General features: G+C 39.3%; 20 protein-coding genes. 5 read left to right on the top strand and 15 right to left on the bottom strand.

Annotated features, from left to right (window positions below; translation table 11 throughout):
- Window positions 1-56 precede the first annotated feature (56 nt).
- From WG954_RS13780 to WG954_RS13740, 9 genes are all read right to left on the bottom strand, one after another.
- Window positions 57-755: a hypothetical protein gene (locus WG954_RS13780; protein ID WP_340437210.1), complete on the bottom strand. Its 699-nt coding sequence runs from the start codon at window positions 753-755 to the stop codon at window positions 57-59.
- A 211-nt stretch (window positions 756-966) separates the two neighbouring features.
- Window positions 967-1,653 carry a hypothetical protein gene (locus WG954_RS13775; RefSeq protein WP_340437209.1) on the bottom strand — a complete coding sequence of 229 codons (687 nt, stop codon included), beginning with the start codon at window positions 1,651-1,653 and terminating at the stop codon, window positions 967-969.
- A 226-nt stretch (window positions 1,654-1,879) separates the two neighbouring features.
- Window positions 1,880-2,503, bottom strand: coding sequence for a hypothetical protein (locus WG954_RS13770; protein WP_340437207.1), 624 nt, complete (start codon window positions 2,501-2,503; stop codon window positions 1,880-1,882).
- Between the two features lie 138 nt (window positions 2,504-2,641).
- Complete coding sequence (locus WG954_RS13765; RefSeq protein ID WP_340437206.1) at window positions 2,642-3,544, bottom strand: hypothetical protein; 903 nt, start codon at window positions 3,542-3,544, stop codon at window positions 2,642-2,644.
- 429 nt (window positions 3,545-3,973) lie between these two features.
- Window positions 3,974-5,521, bottom strand: coding sequence for a serine hydrolase domain-containing protein (locus tag WG954_RS13760; protein WP_340437205.1), 1,548 nt, complete (start codon window positions 5,519-5,521; stop codon window positions 3,974-3,976).
- A 442-nt stretch (window positions 5,522-5,963) separates the two neighbouring features.
- Window positions 5,964-6,833 carry an alpha/beta fold hydrolase gene (locus tag WG954_RS13755; RefSeq protein WP_340437204.1) on the bottom strand — a complete coding sequence of 290 codons (870 nt, stop codon included), beginning with the start codon at window positions 6,831-6,833 and terminating at the stop codon, window positions 5,964-5,966.
- A 207-nt stretch (window positions 6,834-7,040) separates the two neighbouring features.
- Entirely contained in the window at window positions 7,041-7,895 is an 855-nt protein-coding gene (locus WG954_RS13750; RefSeq protein ID WP_340437203.1) for a hypothetical protein, read from the bottom strand.
- 213 nt (window positions 7,896-8,108) lie between these two features.
- Window positions 8,109-8,750, bottom strand: coding sequence for a hypothetical protein (locus WG954_RS13745; RefSeq protein ID WP_340437202.1), 642 nt, complete (start codon window positions 8,748-8,750; stop codon window positions 8,109-8,111).
- 48 nt (window positions 8,751-8,798) lie between these two features.
- A complete protein-coding gene (locus tag WG954_RS13740; protein ID WP_340437201.1) occupies window positions 8,799-9,905 on the bottom strand; it encodes a tyrosine-type recombinase/integrase in 1,107 nt (368 codons plus the stop codon).
- Window positions 9,906-10,555: 650 nt separating this feature from the next.
- On the opposite strand from WG954_RS13740, the gene WG954_RS13735 reads away from it, so the two are divergent.
- The 3 genes from WG954_RS13735 (at window position 10,556) to WG954_RS13725 (ending at window position 13,674) form a co-directional block, all read left to right on the top strand.
- Window positions 10,556-11,167 (top strand): fibronectin type III domain-containing protein, encoded by a 612-nt coding sequence (locus WG954_RS13735; RefSeq protein ID WP_340437200.1) that lies wholly within the window; start codon window positions 10,556-10,558, stop codon window positions 11,165-11,167.
- Window positions 11,168-11,363: 196 nt separating this feature from the next.
- Window positions 11,364-11,876, top strand: coding sequence for a YkgJ family cysteine cluster protein (locus WG954_RS13730; RefSeq protein WP_340437199.1), 513 nt, complete (start codon window positions 11,364-11,366; stop codon window positions 11,874-11,876).
- Window positions 11,877-11,931: 55 nt separating this feature from the next.
- A complete protein-coding gene (locus WG954_RS13725; RefSeq protein WP_340437198.1) occupies window positions 11,932-13,674 on the top strand; it encodes a tetratricopeptide repeat protein in 1,743 nt (580 codons plus the stop codon).
- Here the strand turns inward: WG954_RS13725 and WG954_RS13720 are convergent.
- The 3 genes from WG954_RS13720 to WG954_RS13710 all read right to left on the bottom strand — a co-directional run bounded on the left by WG954_RS13720 (window position 13,671) and on the right by WG954_RS13710 (window position 16,693).
- Window positions 13,671-14,723 (bottom strand): formimidoylglutamase, encoded by a 1,053-nt coding sequence (locus WG954_RS13720; RefSeq protein WP_340437197.1) that lies wholly within the window; start codon window positions 14,721-14,723, stop codon window positions 13,671-13,673. The two genes, WG954_RS13725 and WG954_RS13720, sit on opposite strands and share 4 nt — an antisense overlap.
- Window positions 14,724-14,774: 51 nt before the next feature.
- Entirely contained in the window at window positions 14,775-16,016 is a 1,242-nt protein-coding gene (gene hutI, locus WG954_RS13715; protein WP_340437196.1) for an imidazolonepropionase, read from the bottom strand.
- Between the two features lie 83 nt (window positions 16,017-16,099).
- Window positions 16,100-16,693: a fasciclin domain-containing protein gene (locus WG954_RS13710; RefSeq protein ID WP_340437195.1), complete on the bottom strand. Its 594-nt coding sequence runs from the start codon at window positions 16,691-16,693 to the stop codon at window positions 16,100-16,102.
- Between the two features lie 248 nt (window positions 16,694-16,941).
- Here WG954_RS13710 and WG954_RS13705 point away from each other — a divergent pair, with 248 nt between their 5' ends.
- Together WG954_RS13705 and WG954_RS13700 are read left to right on the top strand one after the other, a co-directional pair.
- On the top strand, window positions 16,942-17,460 hold the full coding sequence (locus WG954_RS13705) for a YdeI/OmpD-associated family protein (RefSeq protein WP_340437194.1): 519 nt from the start codon (window positions 16,942-16,944) through the stop codon (window positions 17,458-17,460).
- 187 nt (window positions 17,461-17,647) lie between these two features.
- Window positions 17,648-17,938: an isoamylase early set domain-containing protein gene (locus WG954_RS13700; RefSeq protein ID WP_340437193.1), complete on the top strand. Its 291-nt coding sequence runs from the start codon at window positions 17,648-17,650 to the stop codon at window positions 17,936-17,938.
- Window positions 17,939-18,031: 93 nt separating this feature from the next.
- Here WG954_RS13700 and WG954_RS13695 read toward each other — a convergent pair whose 3' ends face one another.
- From WG954_RS13695 to coaD, 3 genes are all read right to left on the bottom strand, one after another.
- On the bottom strand, window positions 18,032-20,611 hold the full coding sequence (locus tag WG954_RS13695; RefSeq protein ID WP_340437192.1) for a calcium-translocating P-type ATPase, PMCA-type: 2,580 nt from the start codon (window positions 20,609-20,611) through the stop codon (window positions 18,032-18,034).
- Window positions 20,612-20,709: 98 nt separating this feature from the next.
- Entirely contained in the window at window positions 20,710-21,141 is a 432-nt protein-coding gene (locus WG954_RS13690; RefSeq protein WP_340437191.1) for a hotdog fold thioesterase, read from the bottom strand.
- A gap of 8 nt (window positions 21,142-21,149) precedes the next feature.
- Window positions 21,150-21,626: a pantetheine-phosphate adenylyltransferase gene (gene coaD, locus WG954_RS13685; protein ID WP_324228534.1), complete on the bottom strand. Its 477-nt coding sequence runs from the start codon at window positions 21,624-21,626 to the stop codon at window positions 21,150-21,152.
- Window positions 21,627-21,689: the final 63 nt, after the last annotated feature.

The raw sequence follows: 21,689 nt of genomic DNA, 5'->3' as shown, positions 1-21,689 counted from the left end.
GGCGTTATCCGTCCGCCGACATAACACAAATGCAATGTTATGTGTAGCCTTTCTTGTCATAGGTAATAGTCCTTTTCAACTTCCCAAGTAAATGGCTGTTTAAATGTCTTTAATGTTTTAAGTTTTTTAAGGTCAATTGTCCGCCAAATGATTTTATGTTTGTCGCTTTCAATTGTTCCTGTTGATACTTTTACCTTTTTTGTCAGAAAGTTGTAGCTACGGTATTCAGTTTCCCCCGAACCACGATTTACATAATTATAGTCAGCACCGATAAGAACAAATCCCGTGTCTTGAAAACGGAATTTGTAAGAGTTGTTTGACATACCCCAACCGCCCATATTCATGAAAATATTGAAGTCAATTTTTAAAACACCATTGTTAATAGAAATGTCTTGGTAAGGTTCTTCCATATTGGGATTGTCATGGTTGAGAATGAAACTAATACTTTGTTCTGCTAATTGATATTGATTTATTGCTTGGTTGTAAAAGAGAATAATTAAAATTCTGGGTTGTGTCAAAACAGAGTCATTGTCGTTATTTATTATTGTAACACTGTCTTTGTGTTGAACAATTAGAGCCAAATCTTTGTGATTGTCTTTGTTTAGGTCACCTTGTGTTGAGTCCAAGAGTGTCCAGTTGTTTGGAATGAAATTGTTTATGTCTTTACCTTGCTTGTTAATACTTGGATATGAGAAGTCTTGTCCGAATGCAAGTCCGAAATTCAGAATAAACATTATCGTTAGTAGTCGTCTCATAAGGTTACACATAACGTTCGAGTATTTGCGAAGGCAGGGAATTCATTGCTCGTCTGCCTGGCACAAATGCCCATTTGAAAATATGTTGTTGAAGTTATGAACTAAAGCTGACTATTGAACGTCGAGCCCGAACCACTGCTGATGCTTGTACTTAGAAGATGTTACATTGTCCAGCCCTGCTTTTGCAAATACTTTTGTTGGCAGTAGTTTTTTAAAATCCATAAACAACCAATCTGTCTTTGTATAAACCTTTTTCTATTTTCCAAAGTACTAAATAACTTCCTGCCCCGTCACTGTTCATCGTCTGTATGTAGAATGTCTCGTTTGCTTTGTCATAATTTACTGCTGCACTGTAAATACTTGGTTCGTAAAGTCCTTCCAGAGCATTTTTGGGTAGTTTAATTATTTTCTGTCCCACTTTAATAACAATGCTTTCAAACTGTGTCGTAGGCATACCGCCGTCCATACCCCAATACTTTTTGTTGTCGATAAGTTGAATTTGGTCTGGATAATCTTTTATGTGCCTAAACGTATGCTTTTTCTTGTCGAACTTACTTTGTGTAATTGTTACTTCGACCGTGTCTTTTTTTAATGTGATGGATGTTGCTGTTTTTTTAGAAACTGTCAATACAGGAAAGCTTGATACTAATTTGTATCTGTCTTTATAAATATGTCCATTAAGTTCTTTTCCTTTCTTCGTGTAGTCAATATTTGTCCAGTTACCTTTGTTTTCAAAACAAAAAATTAAGTGTCCGTTTGGCAACTTGTCAACCACTTTACTATTCGGTTGTCCGTCTTCTCTTACATTTAAAAGGCTGTCTTTGTCATTAACAATGGCAAATTGTCCAAAAGAAAATGAAAACCAAAAAAGAAGAATAAGTGTGAAGAATTGTTTCATCGTGTAGGGGCTACTAAAATTACTGCCAACGTTGACGGCTTGGCGTTGTGGCGGTATTCATTGAACTTCCCGCTGCGAGCCGAAGCCGATTAAAGATATAGATTTCATTGTTTGTTCTAATGCTCAATTTATAACTTCCAGCATGAGCGAAAGACCAATAGCGAACTGATGCAGATTGCTCCAACTTCCCGCCGCCATAATACCAAACCGATTGTTGCATGCAGTTTTATCCTACGATTAGCAGCAAGATTTGATTGTCATTTTGTACCATGCTTAAATTGTCCCGCAACACCTCAATAGCTTTATGTGTCAAACTTGCTGTTTCTGCGTCACCCTCTTCCGAAAAGTTTTGATTGAATTGCTGAATTACTGCCAATGAATATTCACTCGGGTCAAGCTGGCTGATAAAGGCTGTCTTTTGTTTATAAGTGAGTATGAAATGTGAACTGCCTCTTTTATCAATTAGTTCCTTTGCTACATCGTCATATTCATTTTGAGTTAAGTCAATATTTTTTTCTTCTTGCAGAAAGACAAGCAGGTTTCCATAAATATATCCTGAACCGTCAAAGCCTTGTAGCTCTTTCGCATTATTCGATAAATAGTCCAAATAGTTATCTGTCACTTTCTTGCTGAACAGACTTTTCTTCACAATAATTTCTGCACTTTTTCTTAATTCGTCCAGTTGAGAAGTGTCCAATAAGTAAAATGAGGCAATTGCAGACATAAGCGTTTTTAGATTTTTAATTGTCGCCCTTATAAAGTTTGAGGTGTCACAAAAAATTGCATGCAACGTTAAAGCATTGGCGATGTGGCGGTATTTTTTATTCGTCTGCCCACAACCGATGCTCATTAAAGAACTAATGTAAAAACTTTATTCAAATGCTCAATAGAATTCGGTCTGACCGGACATGTGATGAGTAGCGATATATTGCTGATTGTTCTTAAGGCGCCCCGCCATATTGCCAATGCAATGTTACCTGCAGTTAGTCTACCATTCTCTCCATTCTTCTGTTAAGTCAATATCCTTATCAATCTCAAGCCCTGTTTCTCTTACAACAGCATTTATAAATTCACAAAGTTCTTCCCTTTCCATCGTTTCAATAAATCCGTCATTCCTGTCATTGATTTTATTTAAAGCAGTTGTTACTTTCTTTATAGAATTATAAATGTTTACTGCTTTTTTTTGAGTTGTCAAGTCAGCTAACGTAAGCAAATAGTCTTTTAATAATGTTTCCACAGATGTTATACCTTTGTCTGTAAACAAGTCATCTCCATCGTCTTTTCTACGTTTCCATTCAACTGTCGGAAGCTTATCGATGTATTCCAAAATATTTTGGCTATTATCTGATTTAATATTCTTGTTTTGCTGACTTAGATACTTTTTCAGTTTTGTCTTTTCTTTTTCATCCAATGTCAACTTCATGATACGTATCCATATCAATTCAAATTCTATACTTATCGCTGTTAATATTCTAAACTCGTCAAAAAGTGTCCACCAACAATAACCATAAGAGGTTTGGCTTTTGTCATATGGCTTTTTGTTCAGTTTCTGTAAAACTATCTCTTTAGTGTCACCAAATTGAAGATTAAAAGGTAACTCAATTGGGGAAGGTTTTCTATTCTTAGAAAAGTCATTGTCTATTGTAATCTCATACAAAAACAACTCATCTTTTGATGTATCAAAGCGTTTAAAAGGCTCTCCATATTGTGGCTTGTAACGTGTATATCCGTCAAAGTTTAAATAAATGCCTTTGTTTTTATTGTCAGAACTTGTTTCATAAGCATTGCCTGAAAAGTCCAAATGTAATGCGGGGTTGGCAGGTAAATCAAATTGAGTCATGAAAGATTTGAGGTCGTCTGATAAAATAGATTTTCCAAGTAATTCAGTCAAAGCTATAGTCATTTGGGTGTCGTCTTTAATTGCAGGTAACGGGCAGGGCTTTATGCAGGTTGGGAATTGTTATTCGTCCGCCGACAACCGCTGCTGATTGAAAATATAAAGTTGAATTTAAGAACTAAAGTTGAGAGTTATTCGTCGAGCCCGAACTACAGCCTGGATTTGCAATTGGCTGATGTTTGCTGGTCATGCCCAACTTGCATAAAGCCCAATGTTAGCGGTTCGTGCTGATTGATTGTTATAAATTATGTTTTTGAAATCGCTTTTTTTCTGGTTAACGCTGGCCACCAAACCACAAACAACTCTACACTATCAAATTTTAAAATGTCGCCCTGCATTTCTCTTGATTTTATTTCTTTACTTTCTATGATAAAAGGATGAGCTTGTTTTCTAAAAATCCTATATTGGAGAGCATACAATTTACTAATACGATATGTCAGCTATCTTATTATCTGCTGAAAAATAGATTGCCATGTATATTGGTGTTTGATTTTCTTCAATAATTTTATAGTAGTTTATTTTTTTTACAGGCACTCCCCATCTCACAAGATTTCTTTTTTCCAGCAACTCTGTTTTTATACAACTCACATCAATATTTGGTGAGTTATTTGAAAGATGTTCAGTGAGTAATTTCTCAACATTTGGATTTGTTCTTTCCTTGAAATTTAAAGTAACTACCGAAGTATCAAACTCTCCTTCACTCTTCAATGTATTGTAGAAGTTAGACACCACACTATTCAAGCTACTGTCTGCGGTTGATGCTGTTTGAAATTGGTCAATTGCATTCAATTCGGGCACATAAAAACCTGCCATCTTGTAAACATCCACTCCTGGTTGCGAAATTTTCCAGGGCTGTAAATTAGTAAGTACAACCACCGTCAGTTTTTTCTCTGGAAAATGTACAAATTTTGCCGAAAAACCATTCATGAAATCACCCCCATGGCCTATTTCTATATATCCATTGTGACAGTTTAATTCCCAACCTAATCCATAACTATACCCATAACTATAACTGCCATAAGCGTCCATTGGTTCAAAACCACTCTTTAGTTTACAAGGAGTCCACATTTGACGCAAAGATTCTTTGTCCAAAATTTTTCCACCCTCTAATGCAATGATCCATTTGGTCAAATCTTTTGCCGTTGTAATAATGCCCATATCACCCTGGGAAGAATAAAAGTTGCTGATGTAAGCACCATTAATCAACTTATTGCTATCATTCAAATTATAGCCGGTGGCTCTGTCTGGAACAATTACCGGAACATTTTCACGCATTGTTTCTGTCATTCCAGCTGGAGTAAAGAGACGCTCATTCATAAATTCAGATAACGATTGACCACTTACTTTTTGAATGATGAAACCAAGAAGAAAGTAATTGGAATTGCTATATGCAAAACGTTCTCCAGGAGTAAAATTCAAGGGGTCAGTGGTAACTAGTTTAATAAATTGAAGTTCAGAAATCTCTTTTTTGCGTTCTTCCAACCCTTCACCTGTTGCTCCACCAATAAGAGGATAACCTGGATGATCCTGACAATAATCCCTGATTCCAGATGTATGGTTTAGAAGATGTTTGATTGTGATGGTATTCCAGTTTGCAGGTAAAGAATCAAAGTATTTGTTAACCGGGTCATTGATTGATAACTTCCCATCTCTTTGTAAGAGCATGATGGAAGTTGCTGTAAATGTTTTTCCAATTGAACCGATGTTAAATTTTGAATTTAAAGTTGCAGGAACCTTAAGTCCAATATTGGCTAATCCTAAGGCACCGCTATCAATAATCTCACCATCCAAAACAATGGCATAGGAAAGTCCTGGGATTTGTTGCTTCTTCATTTCCGCTTGCAAATACTTCTCTAATTCTTGTTTGGTGGTGTTTCGGTTTTGGTTAGTACACGAAAAAAGCAAAAAGCAGCTTGTAACAAAAAAGAATATTCGATTTCGCTTTCTGAAGTTTTGAAAGTTTGGTTTCATAACCGGTTAGATTTTTTTAAACAACCTTTAGAATCCTGTTTTTTTTAATAATTGAATTTGCTTTTGCGCTGAAAGTTTTCCAGGTCTCAGCAATCCGTTTTGTAATTTATTTCAGTCGTGGAAAACCGCTTAAGGCCCTCAGCGTAAAGAACAGATCTGTACCATTTATAAATCTGTCTGTCGTTGTCTTCTTACTTAAAAATAATACGGAGTTCAAAATACCATGACCGCTAACGTTAGGGCTTGGCGACGTGGCGATATTCCGTGTTACGTCAGCCCGGATATGTTGCTGATCAAAGATATGAAGATGAAAATATATTCTAAAGCTGGGCTTTATTCGTCAGTTGGATATGTCGCTGAGCAATGTTATATCGATGAGGACATATTCGTAAAGCCGCCATGACGCCAAACCCCATGTTATGCACAGGCATAGTCCCCAATCTCATTTGAAAAAATCAATTGCAACCTGGTTAATAATATCAGGCCTCTCAGCAAATACTTCATGTGTTGTATTTGGTAAAACACAATATTGACTATTCTTTATTAGGCCGTACATTTCCAATCCATGTTCGATTGAAATCATATCTCTATCACCAAGCACAATCATGACAGGAATGTTTATACCGTTATAGACATTTGTCGGAAAATACTCCTTTTCATACACCATCCTGTTCATATTGTTAACCGCTTTTTTCCAATCCTTTTTTGGAGTCAGTGTATTATACCATTCAATGTCTTCCTTATTTTGTTTGGCCCAATATTCCAGCGAGGGAGGCTTAACTGAGTCAAGGGGAAATTCGTCTGGGATGACAAATCCTTTCACACCGTTGTTTGCCCCGACTGCAATTACCTTTTTAATCTTGTCAGCCCTTCTATTAGCCAAAAGAAGACTAACAATGGCACCATCACTCCACCCCAAGACAAAGCCACTGTCAATCTTTAATGAGTCGATTAATTGTGACATAAAATCCGTTAACAAGTCGTAGCTTAAACTATCAGTTTGATCAGACCTGCCTTGTCCTGGCGTATCAGGCGCTATAACTCTATAATGTTTTGAAAGGATGGGGATACATTTTGCAAAGTCTCTTATGCTCCTATTAATCCCACCGCCTGAAAGTAATAGCAAAGGAGTTCCCTGTCCATACTCTTCATAATAAATGTTTTTCCCGTTGATGTTTATCACGTTGCCATTATTCGAACCAAATTCAATCTTATCTGTCCGGGTGTTGCAACTTGTCCAAAGTAGCGAAACTGAAATAAGTCCGATTACTATTTTCATGTCTTTATTGTCTGGTGGATTATTCTCCGCCATGCTTGTGCATAACGAACAGGGCTTTATGCAGGTTGGGAATTGTTATTCGTCCGCACACAACCGCTGCTGACTAAAAATATAAAATTGAATTTAAGAACTAAAGTTGAAAGTTGTTTGTCCAGCCCGAGCCACAGCCTGGATTTGCAATTAGCTGATGTTTGCTGGTCATGCCCAACTTGCATAAAACCCAATGTAAGGCGTAGTTCTTCATCGCTGTTTAAGGGTTATGCCTTTGTCCTTTTTAAATATCCTTTTCGTCTTTAACAGCAATTTTCGTAAAAATGAACTTTCAATATTTTGAACTTTGTCTAACTCTGATATATTGGTTGGTATGCCTTGCTTCGCTTTGTTATACAAGAAAGCCTTTGCTTCAATTTTTAATTCTTCTGGATAGTCTTCGAGTTCTTTTGGAAGTCGTAATGCAATTTGATATTTTAAGTCAATATCAGCTGTCTTGTAAAATTCTGAAAGAATTGTTTTGACTTGCTCAATATAAATAGCCTCTTGGCGTCTGCTTTCCTTTTCAAAAACCGATTCATCTTCAACGAAATTGAAGTCGTAATTATATTCTTTTAATTCTTCGTCCCAAACGAAATCGTCATAGCCTTTCTGTTGAGAAATAGTGTCACCACTATGAACGGTCATTGAATAAACAGTCGGTCTTGCCCAATACAGAACTTTAAGAACTCCAATTTTTTTGTCTTTGTCGCCTCTACGAAATGTGTCAAGTAAAATATTTTGGATGTCAACATAATCAAAAACTCGCCGACAAGGTTTTACAAATTCGTTATTGAAACTAGGGTCTGGCTCATCGACTGCTGCTTGCAGCATTGGCTTTAACAAGTCAACAGGAAATGTGTCAAGGTTGTCAAGTAAATGAGCGACAAACCATTTTTTGTCATTGTCAACCAAAAAAGATTTTAGTAATGAAATGTCGGTGTCACTAAAGCCCTTGAATTGCATACGAAACTGTCTCAACACTTGCGGTCGTCCATAGTGATTGTTCTTGCGAAGGTTGTCAAGCTGTTTCTGATATACTTCAAAGGTGTGTATGATGTCCATTAGAATTACGCCTTACGTTCAGGGCTTGCCGAAGTGGGGGCAATAGAATTCCGTCCGCCCGGCTAACTGAAGCTAAATTTATAAATAAAAGCTGATGATTTGTACATAGCTAAATTAATAACGTCCTGCTGGATATGAAGCCAAATTGAAAAACAAAAGCTGAAACACGGTTTCCGTCCGCCCCCATTTTGGCAAACCCCATGTTGCACGCCGTTATTTGTATCCATATATAATTGTATAGTCCAGAACGGGATTATCAAACTTTGCTTTATCCAAATTAGTTGCCCGGACAAATATGAATTTTTGTTTAATCCAATGGTCAAAAATTTTCAAGGTGTCGCCGTTGTCTATTACATAGCCGTTTTTTGCATCAATTTGAATTGAATTTATGTGCTTCAAATTTATCTTCCAACTACTAACAATCGCTGTGTCAAGGAGCAGGTCATTGCTGGAATAGTGAAGTGCACCTTCTGGATGATATTCTAAAAGTTCCTGAATTTGTCCAACTGTGTCAAAAAGGAAAGTAGATCTTCTTAAATATTTAAGAGTATCGGAATTCTGAATTATACAATTGCCTATAGTATTTACAGTTGTGGAATCACTTTGACAATAAATCATGTCAACCTCACTTGACTTATCCTTCTTAAAATTGGTTGCATAAGTTTTTGAGTCAATAGTAATGTTGTTAGACAAAGAGAATTTATTCCCACTGTTCATTGAACTGTTTGAGTTTGTACAAGAGTATACACTTATTAGAATTGCTATGAGTAGTAGGGACTTCATTGTAATGGCGTGCAACACGCTAATATACGCAACTCCTTCCAAAATCAAATTTCCCAACTCTTTGATTTTCATCGTTTGCTATATGCGTTTTTCAGATTGTTGGGTTGCACAATTGCCCGCCTATAAAAGCCCCTTTTCAAATAAATCATCAAGAGGGCTTGCAATATTTACCAATTGCTTTCTTGCCACATGCACATAGCGCTCGGTGGTGCGTATATCGAAATGCCCTAAAATATCCTTGATGTATTTGATGTCAACTCCTTTCTCTAATAAATGTGTTGCAAAACTGTGTCGTAAACCATGAAACGTTACATGCTTTGGTATATTGGCTCGTTTTTTTGCGTCAATGAATATTTGCTGAGCACTTCTGGTGCTGTAAGCTGTCCCTTGAATTTGTCCTTCAAATAAATAAACTTTCGGACGGGGTGCCTGTTGTTTTAAATAGTTTCTGAGTATATCCAGCAACACAGGGCTGAGATTCACATACCTGTCTTTTTTTCCTTTTGCCTGTTCAATATAAATGGTCATCCTGGTTGAATCAATATCTTTTTGCTTCAGGTTTACCACTTCGCTTACTCGTAACCCCGCACTGTAAGCTGTAAAAACAATGGCCTTGTGTTTCAGATTCGTAATTGCTTTAAATAACCGTCCGATTTCTGTTTCGCTCAATACTTTGGGTAGTTGTAATTGTTTTTTTGAACGTGGGATGTCAAAGAAAAACTTTTCCCGCTTTAATACCTGTTCAAAATAAAACTTCAACGCATTCAACCGGCTGTGCAATGTATTTTCACTCAGCTGCAACTTCACAGCGCAATACAACATATAACGTTTCAAATGTTCGGGTGTTAAGTCCTGTACATTCCTGTCACCCAGTAATTGCAGTAACTGCATAAATTCATTGCGGTAGGTTTGTAATGTACTGCTGCTGTATTTTTTTAATGCCAGTTGCTCGAGGCAGCATAGTAATTCTGTTTTGTTGTTTGCTGACAGCCGGATGGAAGATGTTTGTACTTTCTGTTGCTGTATGCTTAATGCAGTTGCAGGTGCAAGTCCGCATTTTTTACGGTTCTCTTCCGTATCGGGTATATGCCATCCTTTGAGAGTATTACTCCAGCGGGCATCGGGTACTTTTTTAATTCGCTCGTTCCAAAGTTTGTTAGCTGCAAAGCGAAGAAGTATTCTGTTCTTACCCCTGTGGGTTATCAGGTGATAGCTGATGTTGTTCATGGTTGCTGTTTGGGTAACAGTAATATCTGAAATAATCAGCAAAAATTAAAATGCTGCAGGCGCTTTATAATATACTCCTCAACCCTGCCCTTTCTGCAACTGTTTGAAGCCCTTTGCATGTACATAACAAACGCTTCATACAACCATCCAAAACCCTTTGCATGCATATCCGGGGCTCGTTATACAATCATGCTTAATCCTTTTCATGTGCATCCCCAGCACTTCATACAACCATCCAAAACCCTTTGGCTGTGCATCCCAGAGTCTTCGTATAATCATCCAGAACACATCACATATTAATCCCAAACCGTTTTGATGTACATAGTATGCACTTCATACAACTATCCATAACGCACAGCATGCATACGAAAAGGCCATTGTTATACTGCGGGGCTCATTTTATTTCTGTGTGTTTTGCCCTTTGTTGGGTAAATTCCACATGGCATTTTATACATTCTTTATTGTTGTAACAGCAGGTATGTGCCCTATATATTTTAATATATAATTTTTTCTAACATATGCAAGAGGGGGTGAAAACACGGTGCAGCGGCACTTGCACAACTAAAAAATCTTTTTTTGTTTTGACTCCGTTAACCCGTGAAAGACATACCGTCTGCTCACGGAAATTTTCACCGATTAATTCATTAACTATGAAAAAATCCATTTCTAATTTTTCGAAGTTATCAGATGGTAACCTCGAAAGCAAAACCCACAGCATCATCAGCAGTATGACTGGTAATGCAAATTTCCCCACTCCTGTTCCTGCACTTGCTGTTTTACAAACAGCTGCCGATGCTTATACTGCGGCATTGGTAAAAGCAGGTGCCGGTAACCGTGCAGATGTGGCTGATAAAAACGCCAAGCGTGAAACGTTGCTGAATTTGCTGCGCAGCCTTTGTACGTATGTAAACCTTACTGCAAATGGCGATGCAGCTATGTTACTTACATCGGGCTTCGATATCAGTAAAGACCCGCAGCCATCTGTAATTACGAAGCCGGAAATTGTGCGTCTTGAAAATGGCGTAGCCAGTGGCAGCTTGCTGGTGAGTGTAAAAGCAGTAAAGGGTGCATACTCTTACCTGCATGAGTACACAACTGATGCAACACTTGCTCCTGATAGCTGGGTGAGTACCATGAGCACAAGTGCAAAAACAACACTTAGCAACCTGCAACCCGGCACTGTTTATTACTGCCGTGTGGGTGCTATTGGCACCAACAACCAGTTATTGTACAGCGATGCTGCAAGCCGGATGGTGGTGTAAATTAAACCAGCTTTTTTCAGATTTCAGATAAAGCAAGAGGCTGCCTTTCCAGGCAGCCTCACTTACTTACGTTACACCTCATTTCTCAGCGCCAGCTTTTCATCACTCATCATTCATCACTCATCATTCATCATTCATCACTCATCACTCATAACCCCTAACCTTTTAAAACCTACCTTTACCGCAAATCACTTCATTGACCATTCACACATCACTCCCCTTACTAGCAGAAGTTGCGGCTGAAAAGCAGGAAGAAAATCTCCGGTTTGTAAATTTCTTAAAAGAACGCAACAGCGAAGAAGTTGATGAAGAAGTGCAACGCCTCAACCAACTGATAGAACCAAAGATCGATTGCACAAGCTGTGGCAACTGCTGCAAAAGTTTAATGGTGAATATTACAGCCGAAGAAGCCGACAGAGCTGCAGCACGTTTGCAAATTACACGTGAAGTGTTTGATGAACGATATGTTGAGAAAGGAAGTCATGAACTGATGATCATGAATAAAATGCCCTGCCATTTTCTTGCGAACAATGCCTGTACTATTTATGAAGACAGGTTTGCAGGATGCAGAGAGTTCCCCGCTTTACACCTGCCCCAATTTACGCAACGGCTATTTTCTGTAATGATGCATTACGAACGGTGCCCCATTATTTTCAACGTAATGGAAGAATTAAAAACCACAACCGGTTTTCAGCAAAAAGCTTCCTGACCTTCTTGCAGCTATGCATCATTTATTGTAACTTTTTCGCTTAAAATTTCTTTACATGAAACTCAAGCTGCTTTTACTTGCATTACCTGCTTTTGTTACTGCATTACTCGCTGTGCAGTTTACTGATCGCTATCAAACTGCAAAAGAAATAGCAAAGCTGAAAAAATATAAACTGGAGAACAGCATTCGTTGCAGCCCCGATTGGGATGCATTAAAAGATGTATTGGATGAAGTGGATATTCCACCAATCCCCGGTGCCGGTTCTTACAAATGGAAGATCACGACTGCAAACGATAGTGCACAGTTTTATTTCAACCAGGGAATAAATATGTATTATGGTTTTCACATTATTGAAGCCATGGCATCGTTTAAAAAAGCAGAGAAGTTCGATCCAAATGCAGCCATGATCCATTGGGCAAAAGCGCTTGCATACGGACCCAACATTAATGATCTTGGCTATGCTGCTTCACCCGATGCTCTGACTGCTATTCAAAAAGCAACAGAACTTTCCGGCAGTTGTACTGCAGTTGAAAAAGGATTGATCCTTGCACAATCAATTCGTTATTCAGCCGACAGCACGCAAACAAGAGAACATCTCAATCAATTATATGCAGATAAGATGAAAGCGTTGTATGATCAATATTCGTCAAATGCAGATGTATCAGCATTATATGCCGATGCTTTGATGCTCCAACATCCCTGGGATCTTTGGTTCAGCAATGGCAAGCCAAAAGAATGGACACCACGTATACGAACTGTACTTGAAAAATTATTAGCTGCTACCCCGCTTCATCCCGGTGCCAATCATTACTATATACATGTGATGGAACCCTCGCCATACGCATCACTTGCTACAGCAAGTGCCGACAGGTTGGGAAGTCTTACACCGGCATTATCACATATGGTACACATGCCCTCGCATATTTATTTACGCACGGGCAATTACAGTAAAGGAGCTGCGGTGAATGAAGATGCAGTAAAGAGTTATAAAAATGTATTACAACTGTTTGCTCCGGCGGCGGGCGCTGACTTTTTGTATGTGATCCACAACCTGCACATGCAAACCAATCATGCCATCATGAGTGGTAATAGTAAGTACGCCATCGAAAGTGCAAAGCAAACTGCTGCCAGCATACCAACCGATTATTTATTGATGGAAGGAGCGCTCGGTAATTACCTTCAATACATTTATTACACAAATATTTTAGTTGATGTTCGCTATGCACGTTGGGATGCTTTATTAGCAATGACACAACCACCGGCAAAACAGGTTTACTCAAATGTGCTGTATCATTTTGGAAAAGGAATGGCCTATGCCCATCAGCAAAAACTAACCGATGCAAAGAAAGAATACAGTTATTTAAGCGATCTCTTAAAAGACAGTACACTTTCATTACCATTTGCACCCTTCTCGCCTTCCATTGATGGTGCTACTGTTGCGGCCAATTTACTTGCCGGCACAATTGCACTTGCACAAAAGAATAATAAAGCTGCCATTGAACACTTCAGCAAAGCAGTTGCAACAGAAGAACAAATGGTGTACAATGAACCAAGAGATTGGTTACTTAATCCAAAGCATTATTTAGGTAACGCTTACCTGCAACAGAAAGATTGGAAAAAAGCAGAGGTAGTTTTGCTTAGCGATCTGAAGAATAACAACAATAATATCTGGGCTATGACGGGTTTACACCTGGCTTATCTTCAACAGGCAAAACTAAAAGAAATAGCTGCATTACAGCCGCAACTGAAATCAGCCATTGCCAATGCCGATATAAAAATTAATGCGCCTGTGCTTTAGGGAGCAAGACCTGCTTTTACAAAATCGCTTACCAGGTAACTGATAAGTTTACCTGTGCCTTCACTTTTACGTCCATCACTTAAAAAGCTGGCCCCTTCGCAAATGTGGAGGTAAGCAGCTTTTGCATCAGTGGCTGCAAAATTGATGTATTGTCTTGCATGCAGCTTACCGATACCACTCGGTGTAAATGCACTGCTGAGTGTATGCTCAATAGAATCAAGATCAAGTTCCAAACCTGTATAGGTATCTTCAGTAAAGCCGGTAGCATGTGCTACTGCCTGTATGAAATTCCTTTTTTCATGGATGAAAATATCTTCGTAAGTAATCAAATCGAAGAAAGGATTGTTTACAATATCGATCCATACATTTTGCGGAATATAATTTTCATGAACGCCAATTACACAATACTTCTGCAGGTAACCATCTTCTTCTGCATAACGAAATGCATTGCCACTGTGCCTGCCTTCAACCGGGCGATAATCGGTATGCGCATCAAGGTTAATACAATTGATCTGTGCCAGCTGAACCTTGCCAGCTTTATGTAATCCTTTTGCTGTGCCTTTAATAAGCGGATATGCATTGTTATGTCCACCACCAATTACAATCGGGATCTTTCCATAAGTAGTGATCAACTTTGCAAGCGATTCAACCTCTTCATCTATTGAATTCACTGCATGACGATAGGCATCCAGCTTTTCTTCATGGCCATGCGCATTCTCTTCGATCACTGATTCAACATAAGAAAAATCAAAATGACCGAGCAACAGTATTTCATCGCCCTGCAAAAAATCATTGCTTTGAATGTTGAGAAAAGCTGTGAGAAAAGGAAACCATGCAGTATCGGCCCCGCCCACTCCTTCATTTGCTTTTACACCAATATCTTCCGGTATACCAAACAACGCAAACTTTGCTGTTGATTCCTGCAAAACTTTTTCGAACTGTTCCCTGTTGTTTGGCAATTGCACCCGTTCTCCCAGTTTGGTTTCAAAACGACGGATCTTGGTTAATGTGAGTACATCTTCTTTGTTGTAAAAACGAAATGACTGCATATGGCTGATTTGTTTCGTATTGAAAGATAACTTATTTCAGCACATATTCCGTCAGGCGAAAAATTCTCCCCCGATCATCACTTTGTCAATAAGATTACTGCCAAACGCATAAGGCAAATAAGCAATGGAAGGGATTGATCTTGTAAAAATCAGGTTGGCTTTTTTACCCACGGTAATACTTCCCACTTCATGTTGCAGATCCATTGCAAATGCTCCATTGATGGTGGCTGCATTAATGGCCTCTTCCGGTAACATCTTCATACCAATACAACTCATGGCCACCACAAGATTCATATTGCCACTGGGCGATGAACCCGGATTATAATCGCTGGCCAATGCAATAGCAGCTCCTGCATCAATCATTTGCCTGGCAGGCTGAAAGGGCATACGCAGGAAAAAAGCAGCGGTTGGTAATAATGTACCAATCGTATTAGAATTGGCAAGTGCCTCAACATCTTCATCGGTCATGGTTTCCAAATGATCAACGGAAATAGCATTCAGCTCAATTGCCTTTTGTAAACCACCAATACTGTTGAGTTGATTGATATGCAGTTTGGGAGGCAATCCGTATTTCATAGCAGCTTTGCAGATCTGTTCCATTTCATCAACCGAGAAAAAACCATTCTCACAAAACACATCTACAAAATCAGCAAGTCCTTCGTCTGCTATCACCGGCAGCATTTCATTGACGATAAGATCAATATAGCCTTGGTGATTATCCCTGTTTTCTAACGGATAAGTATGAGCGCCAAGAAAAGTTGACTTTACAGGTATGGGTGATGTTTCTTTCAACTGCTGAATAACACGCAGCATCTTTAACTCCGCTTCTACCGACAACCCGTAACCGCTTTTTATTTCAATGGCACCGGTGCCAAGTGTGATCAACTCTTCTAATCGTCCCCAAGCAAGACGAAGTAATTCAAGCTCTGAAAGTTTCGCCAGTTTATTGGCAGAGTTTAAGATGCCTCCGCCTTTTGCAGCAATAGCTTCGTAACTCATTCCTTTCAGCTTGTCAACAAATTCATCTTCCCTGCTTGCCGCAAACACCAAATGCGTATGACTATCGCACCATGTTGGCAAAACCCATTGTCCGCTTGCATCCATACGATGTTCCACAGTATCAGCCCACGCTCCAAGATTTTTCATTTCTCCGTAAGCAGCAATCAATCCATCATTAATCAGCAAATACGCATCTTCAATAACAGGTAATGTGGCCAACGCTTTTCCACGCAACAATACATTCTCCTCATGCACACCCACCAACTGTTTAATATTTGTCACAAGCAGAGTCATGCATTAAAAGTAACGGATTTATCACATCAGCAAAAAAAGAAAGCCCCGCCAAAAAAGGCAGGGCTTTGAGCTATAAGGAACCATTACTGTTTCGCTGCTGTAACAGGCTGCATTGGGTGCATAACACCATCAACAATATGAACAATGCCGTTTGTAGCCAGAATATCTGCATTCGTTACAAACATAGAGTTGCCCATTTCATCTGTTAATTTCACTTTACCATCTTCTACTGTTGCTTTTAATTTACCACCACTTAATGTTGGAAGTTCAACAACTCCATTACCAAACTTAATTGCATTCATCAGTGTAGTTGAATTCCAGGTACCACCTACCATATGATATTTCAATGTTTTTGCCAGCTCTGATTTATTCTTCATCAGTTTCTTGCGATCTGCTTCAGGGATTTTGTCAAATGCTGCGTTTGTTGGTGCAAACACTGTGAAAGGACCATTCAGTTGAAATACTTTCAGTACGTTGGCCGTATTGATTGCTTCAACGAGAGTTGTATGCTCTACAGAACCTGTAGCAACACCAACAATGTCAGATGTAGCCACTGCTGGCGGAGGAGCAACCGGCGGTGCAACAACAGGAGTTGAATCAACTTGCGCTTTAACGGTTACAATAGATGCGATCATTAAGAACGCTGTTGAGGTAAATGCGAGAAAAATCTTTTTCATTGTGTTGAATTTATAAGTTTGATAATACTTGATTACATAATGCAAAACTTGCAACGCTATAGTTTCAGCAACTATATACATGCACATATCCTTTCAAGGAAAGAGGCCTTTTCAGGCATACTTATACACGGGAAGGTGGGAGTTGAATGGTTCGTACGAAGTTCTTTCCATGAAAAACAATAACCATGCCAGCAGAAAATAATGTGCATTACTTCCCTGATTGTGATTTTCTCTTTAAGTTCGTTTGTATGAAACAGTTCACTGCTGTTGTACAGAAATATAAAACAATGGGTGAAAAAACCGGATGGACTTTTATTGAAATTCCTGACGGCATACCTGAACAATTAAAGCCCGGTCACAAAAAAGAGTTTAAAGTAAAAGGCAAACTGGATGACTATACTTTTAAGCAGATGCCACTTTACCCTGTAGGTGGCGGCAAGTTTATTATGGCCCTGAATGCCGATGTGCGAAAAGCCATTGGCAAACGACAAGGTGCAACTGTTCATGTGAAAATTTCCGCCGATAACAGTGCCTTTCAATTCAATCATGATCTTATGGAATGCCTGAATGACGAGCCGGCTGCATTGCAGCACTTCAAGAGTCTCACCGGATCACACCAGCGTTATTTCAGCAAATGGATCGATAGCGCCAAAACCGAACCTACAAAAGCCAAACGAATTGCCATGGCAGTAACTGCATTGGCCAGAAAAATGGGCTATCCCGAAATGATACGGGAAGAAACAGCCAAAAACAAATTACTACGTTGAGCTTATTAACATAACAGCCGTTAGTTGTTAATAAGAATGAAGCTGAATAAGGCTTTCAGCGGGTTACTTTTTTCCGATTCAGGTATAAAGAGCGGGAATGTTTATTTCCATGTCATCATCTCAGCAACTGCTTAACTGAAAAATGCCCGATGTTTGACAGAACACTTAAAACTTTAAACAAAGAAAAATGGTACAAAAAACTTACTTCAAGACAAAGGATTACTGCAAAGTGAAATTCTCTTTTAAAGTTGAAAATGCTGAAACCATCGAAATTCTCGGCCTCAACAGCGATTGGCAAAATGCTGTGATCATGAGCAAAAAGAAAGACGGAACGTTTAGTGCTGAAGTGAACTTGCCAAAAGAAAGCAAGCACGAATTCAAATACTTAGTAAATGCTACAGAATGGGTTAGTGAACCCGAAGCCGATGAACAACAACCAAACGCCTTTGGCGGCAGCAACAGCGTGATTGTGCTGTAATTTATCCCCTATTCAAACGATTGCCTTCTATACCGGTAACGATGATTTATAAAAAAGGATACCGTTGTTACCGGTTCTTTCTATGCCCCTACCTTATTGTTTTTTCCTGCTGCTTAATTTCTTCTTGATGAATTTTTCAAACTCCACGGCATGAAATACAATGGCTGATGCTGCAATACAAATGATCAACTCCTGCAACGTTAAAGGTTGTGTTTTGAAAATTTCATTTGCAAACGGCAAATAGATAACACCAAGCTGCAGGATAAACGTGAGAAGTACGGCACCAAGTAATTCCATGTTACTGAAGACACCCTGGCTGAATAAATATTGCCGGTCGCTTCTTATTGCCAACACATGTCCTAATTGTGTTAATGACAATACTGTAAACACCATCGTTTGCCAATGTGCACCGCTGTGATTAATACTCCATGCCTGAATGCCTAACGTAACACCTGCCATCAACAACCCAACCCATACGATATGATAACCGATACCATCAGCAAATAAACTTTCTTTTGTGCTGCGAGGCGGACGACTCATGATATCACGCTCTTCTTTTTCACTTGCCAATGCAAGACCCGGCAAACCATCCGTTACTAAATTGATCCAGAGAATATGAATTGGTAATAATGGAATAGGCAATCCTATTAACGGAGCAAGAAACAACGTCCATATTTCGGCACCATTACAAGTCATGATATATTTCACAAACTTGCGGATATTATCATAGATCCGTCTTCCCTCTTTCACCGCTTTTACAATCGTGGCGAAATTATCATCGAGTAAGATCATGTGTGCAGCTTCTTTGCTTACATCGGTACCATTAATACCCATCGCCACACCAATGTTTGATGATTTGAGCGAAGGCGCATCGTTTACGCCATCACCCGTCATCGATACAAAATGATTCTTTTGCTGTAACGCTTTTACAATATGCAGTTTCTGTTCCGGCGATACACGTGCATATACTCTTATCTTTTCTACCTGCGCATCAAAATCTTCCGGAGCAATTGCCTTCAATTCTTTGCCCGTCATCACCAGATCGTTCTTTGTTAAGATGCCGATCTGTTTTGCAATGGCAGATGCTGTTGCAGGATGATCCCCGGTGATCATGACCACACGAATACCGGCAGCTTTACATTCTTCAATCGCCAGCTTTGCTTCTTCTCTTGGCGGATCGATCATGCCTGTCAGTCCGGCGAATATCAAATCTGTTTCAACCGATTCATAAGTGAATGGTTCGGGTAATGCATCAATACATTTATAACCAAAAGCAATCACACGTATTCCATCAGAAGCCCACTCGTCGGCCTGTTTTAAAATAGCAGCACTATCATGATCTTGTTTTAATGCAGATGTTACCGATTCAACAGCACCTTTTGAAATCACCAGGAATTGTTCTTTATACTTATGCACCGTTGTCATACACTTCCTGTCTGAATCAAACGGAAGTTCTGCTATACGGGGCAATGTAGTTTGTATTGAAGTGAATGGCTTCTCCGGGTGTTGCTCATTAAAATATTCAACTAATGCAAGTTCTGTTGGGTCGCCAATCAATGCTTTGTTATCAGCTTCCTTCACATCATGATTCAATGCCATAGCCACATCAAGCAACGACATCTCTTCAATCATCAACTGGTTAGCTTCATCTGCTTTCACTTGCACCACTTTCATTTTATTCTGCGTAAGCGTTCCTGTTTTATCTGAACAGATATACGTTACAGAACCAAGTGTTTCAACGGCAGGAAGTTTACGGATGAGTGCATTCTTCTTCACTAATCGCTTTGCTCCCCTTGCCAGCGCAATAGTAATAAGCGCAGGTAATGCTTCGGGAATAGCCGCAACCGCCAATGAAATAGAAATGAGCAACATGTTCAATGGCTTTTCACCACGCAATAAACCAATTACAAATAGCAGCAAACAGATAAACAATATGATGTAAGAAAGTTTGCGCCCAAAATCAGCCATACGTTTTTGCAAAGGTGTAGCCACTTCATCTTGCTGTAACATGCGTGCAATTAAACCGATCTCTGTTTGCATGCCCGTGGCAATCACAATTCCTTTTGCACGTCCATTGGTGACCAATGTACTTTTAAAACCCATGTTCAACCGATCACCAATAGAAAGATCTACTTCCTCCATTCTCTTTTCCGTTTTTTCTGCAGGAACTGATTCACCTGTTAAAGCCGACTCATCTATTTTTAAACTGAAGGTTTCAATAAACCGTAAATCTGCAGGTACAACATTGCCTGCTTCAAGCAACACAAGATCTCCGGGTACCAGTTCTGATGAAGCAAGGTTAAGCGGTTTGCCGTTGCGCATTACCTGTGCCTGCAGGGCAGCAATCTTTTTCAATGCTTCCATTGCCTTCTCTGCACGGTATTCCTGGATGAAGCCAACAACAGCATTGAGTACAACGATCACCATAATGATAATGGTATCAGTAACATCGCCGGCAATGCCCGCAATAACAGCAGCCGCTATCAATACCAAAATCATAAAATCTTTGAACTGCTGCAGAAATAAAACCCAGGCTGGTTTCTTTTTCTTTTCCTGTAATTCGTTGGGACCATACTCAGCCAACTTCAATGCTGCACTATCTGAATCGAGGCCATTGGTTGATGAGCCTGTAAGTTCAATCACTTCATCTGCCGGAAGGTGATGCCAGTTCATATTGGTTATGTTTTTCTGAAGAAAGTACAGTAAGTTACAAAACAAACACGCAGCAGAAAAAATACAAATGCAATAAGTGTGAATCTTGAAACAAGTTGTTACACTTTTTTGAGAATAGCTACAGTTAACCGGCTCACACAAACCAGTTTTTCACGTTCATCATAAATTTTAATATCCCACACATGAGTGCTGGCACCAATGTGAATTGGTGTAGTGATGCCCGTTACCAATCCACTGCGTACAGAACGGATATGATTTGCGTTGATCTCAATACCAACGCAGATAAATTTTTCAGGATCAATTACGTGGGCACTTGCAATGCTACCCAATGTTTCAGCTAATACGCAACTGGCACCGCCATGCAGCAAACCATAAGGTTGGTGTGTACGATGATCAACAGGCATGGTTGCTTTAATGAAATCCTTACCGGTTTCAATAAATCTGATGTCAAGTGTTTCAGCCATTGTTCGTTCACCTAATGATGATAACTCCTCAACAGAAAACACCTTATTAAACCAGATAGCATCCATGGTCAGAACTATTTTTGATTAGAGACAGCTTTATTAACCACATCCGGTAAAAATGGCGATGCATCTCCCCCATTACGTATTACATCACGTACGAGTGTAGAGGCCACTGAAGTATATTGTGGCAGACATGTAAGAAAGATCGTTTCAATATCATGATCGAGACTGCGGTTCATATCAGCGATTGCTTTCTCGTATTCAAAATCATTTACATAACGGATACCACGAAGAATAAATTTTGCCTTTACTTTTTTACAGCAATCAACCGTAAGACCTTCATAAAAAACTGCTTTCACCCTTGGTTCGTCTTTGAAAATTTCATTGATCCAGCTGATCCGCTGATCTTCACTGAACATGGGCACTTTTGCTGCATTACGGCCAATACCGATATACACTTTATCGAACAAATCAAGGGAACGATAAATAATATCGAGATGACCGACGGTGATAGGATCAAACGTTCCGGGGAACAAGCAGATACGTTGCATGCAGTTAATTTAGAAACCGAATATCGAACGAATAACCCAAATAAACAAAGCAAACCGTAATTC

The sequence above is a fragment of the Lacibacter sp. H375 genome, from assembly GCF_037892425.1.
Lineage (GTDB): Bacteria > Bacteroidota > Bacteroidia > Chitinophagales > Chitinophagaceae > Lacibacter.
The sequence above is the reverse complement of the archived record's forward strand: the minus strand, read 5'-3'. Positions and strand labels throughout refer to the sequence as shown.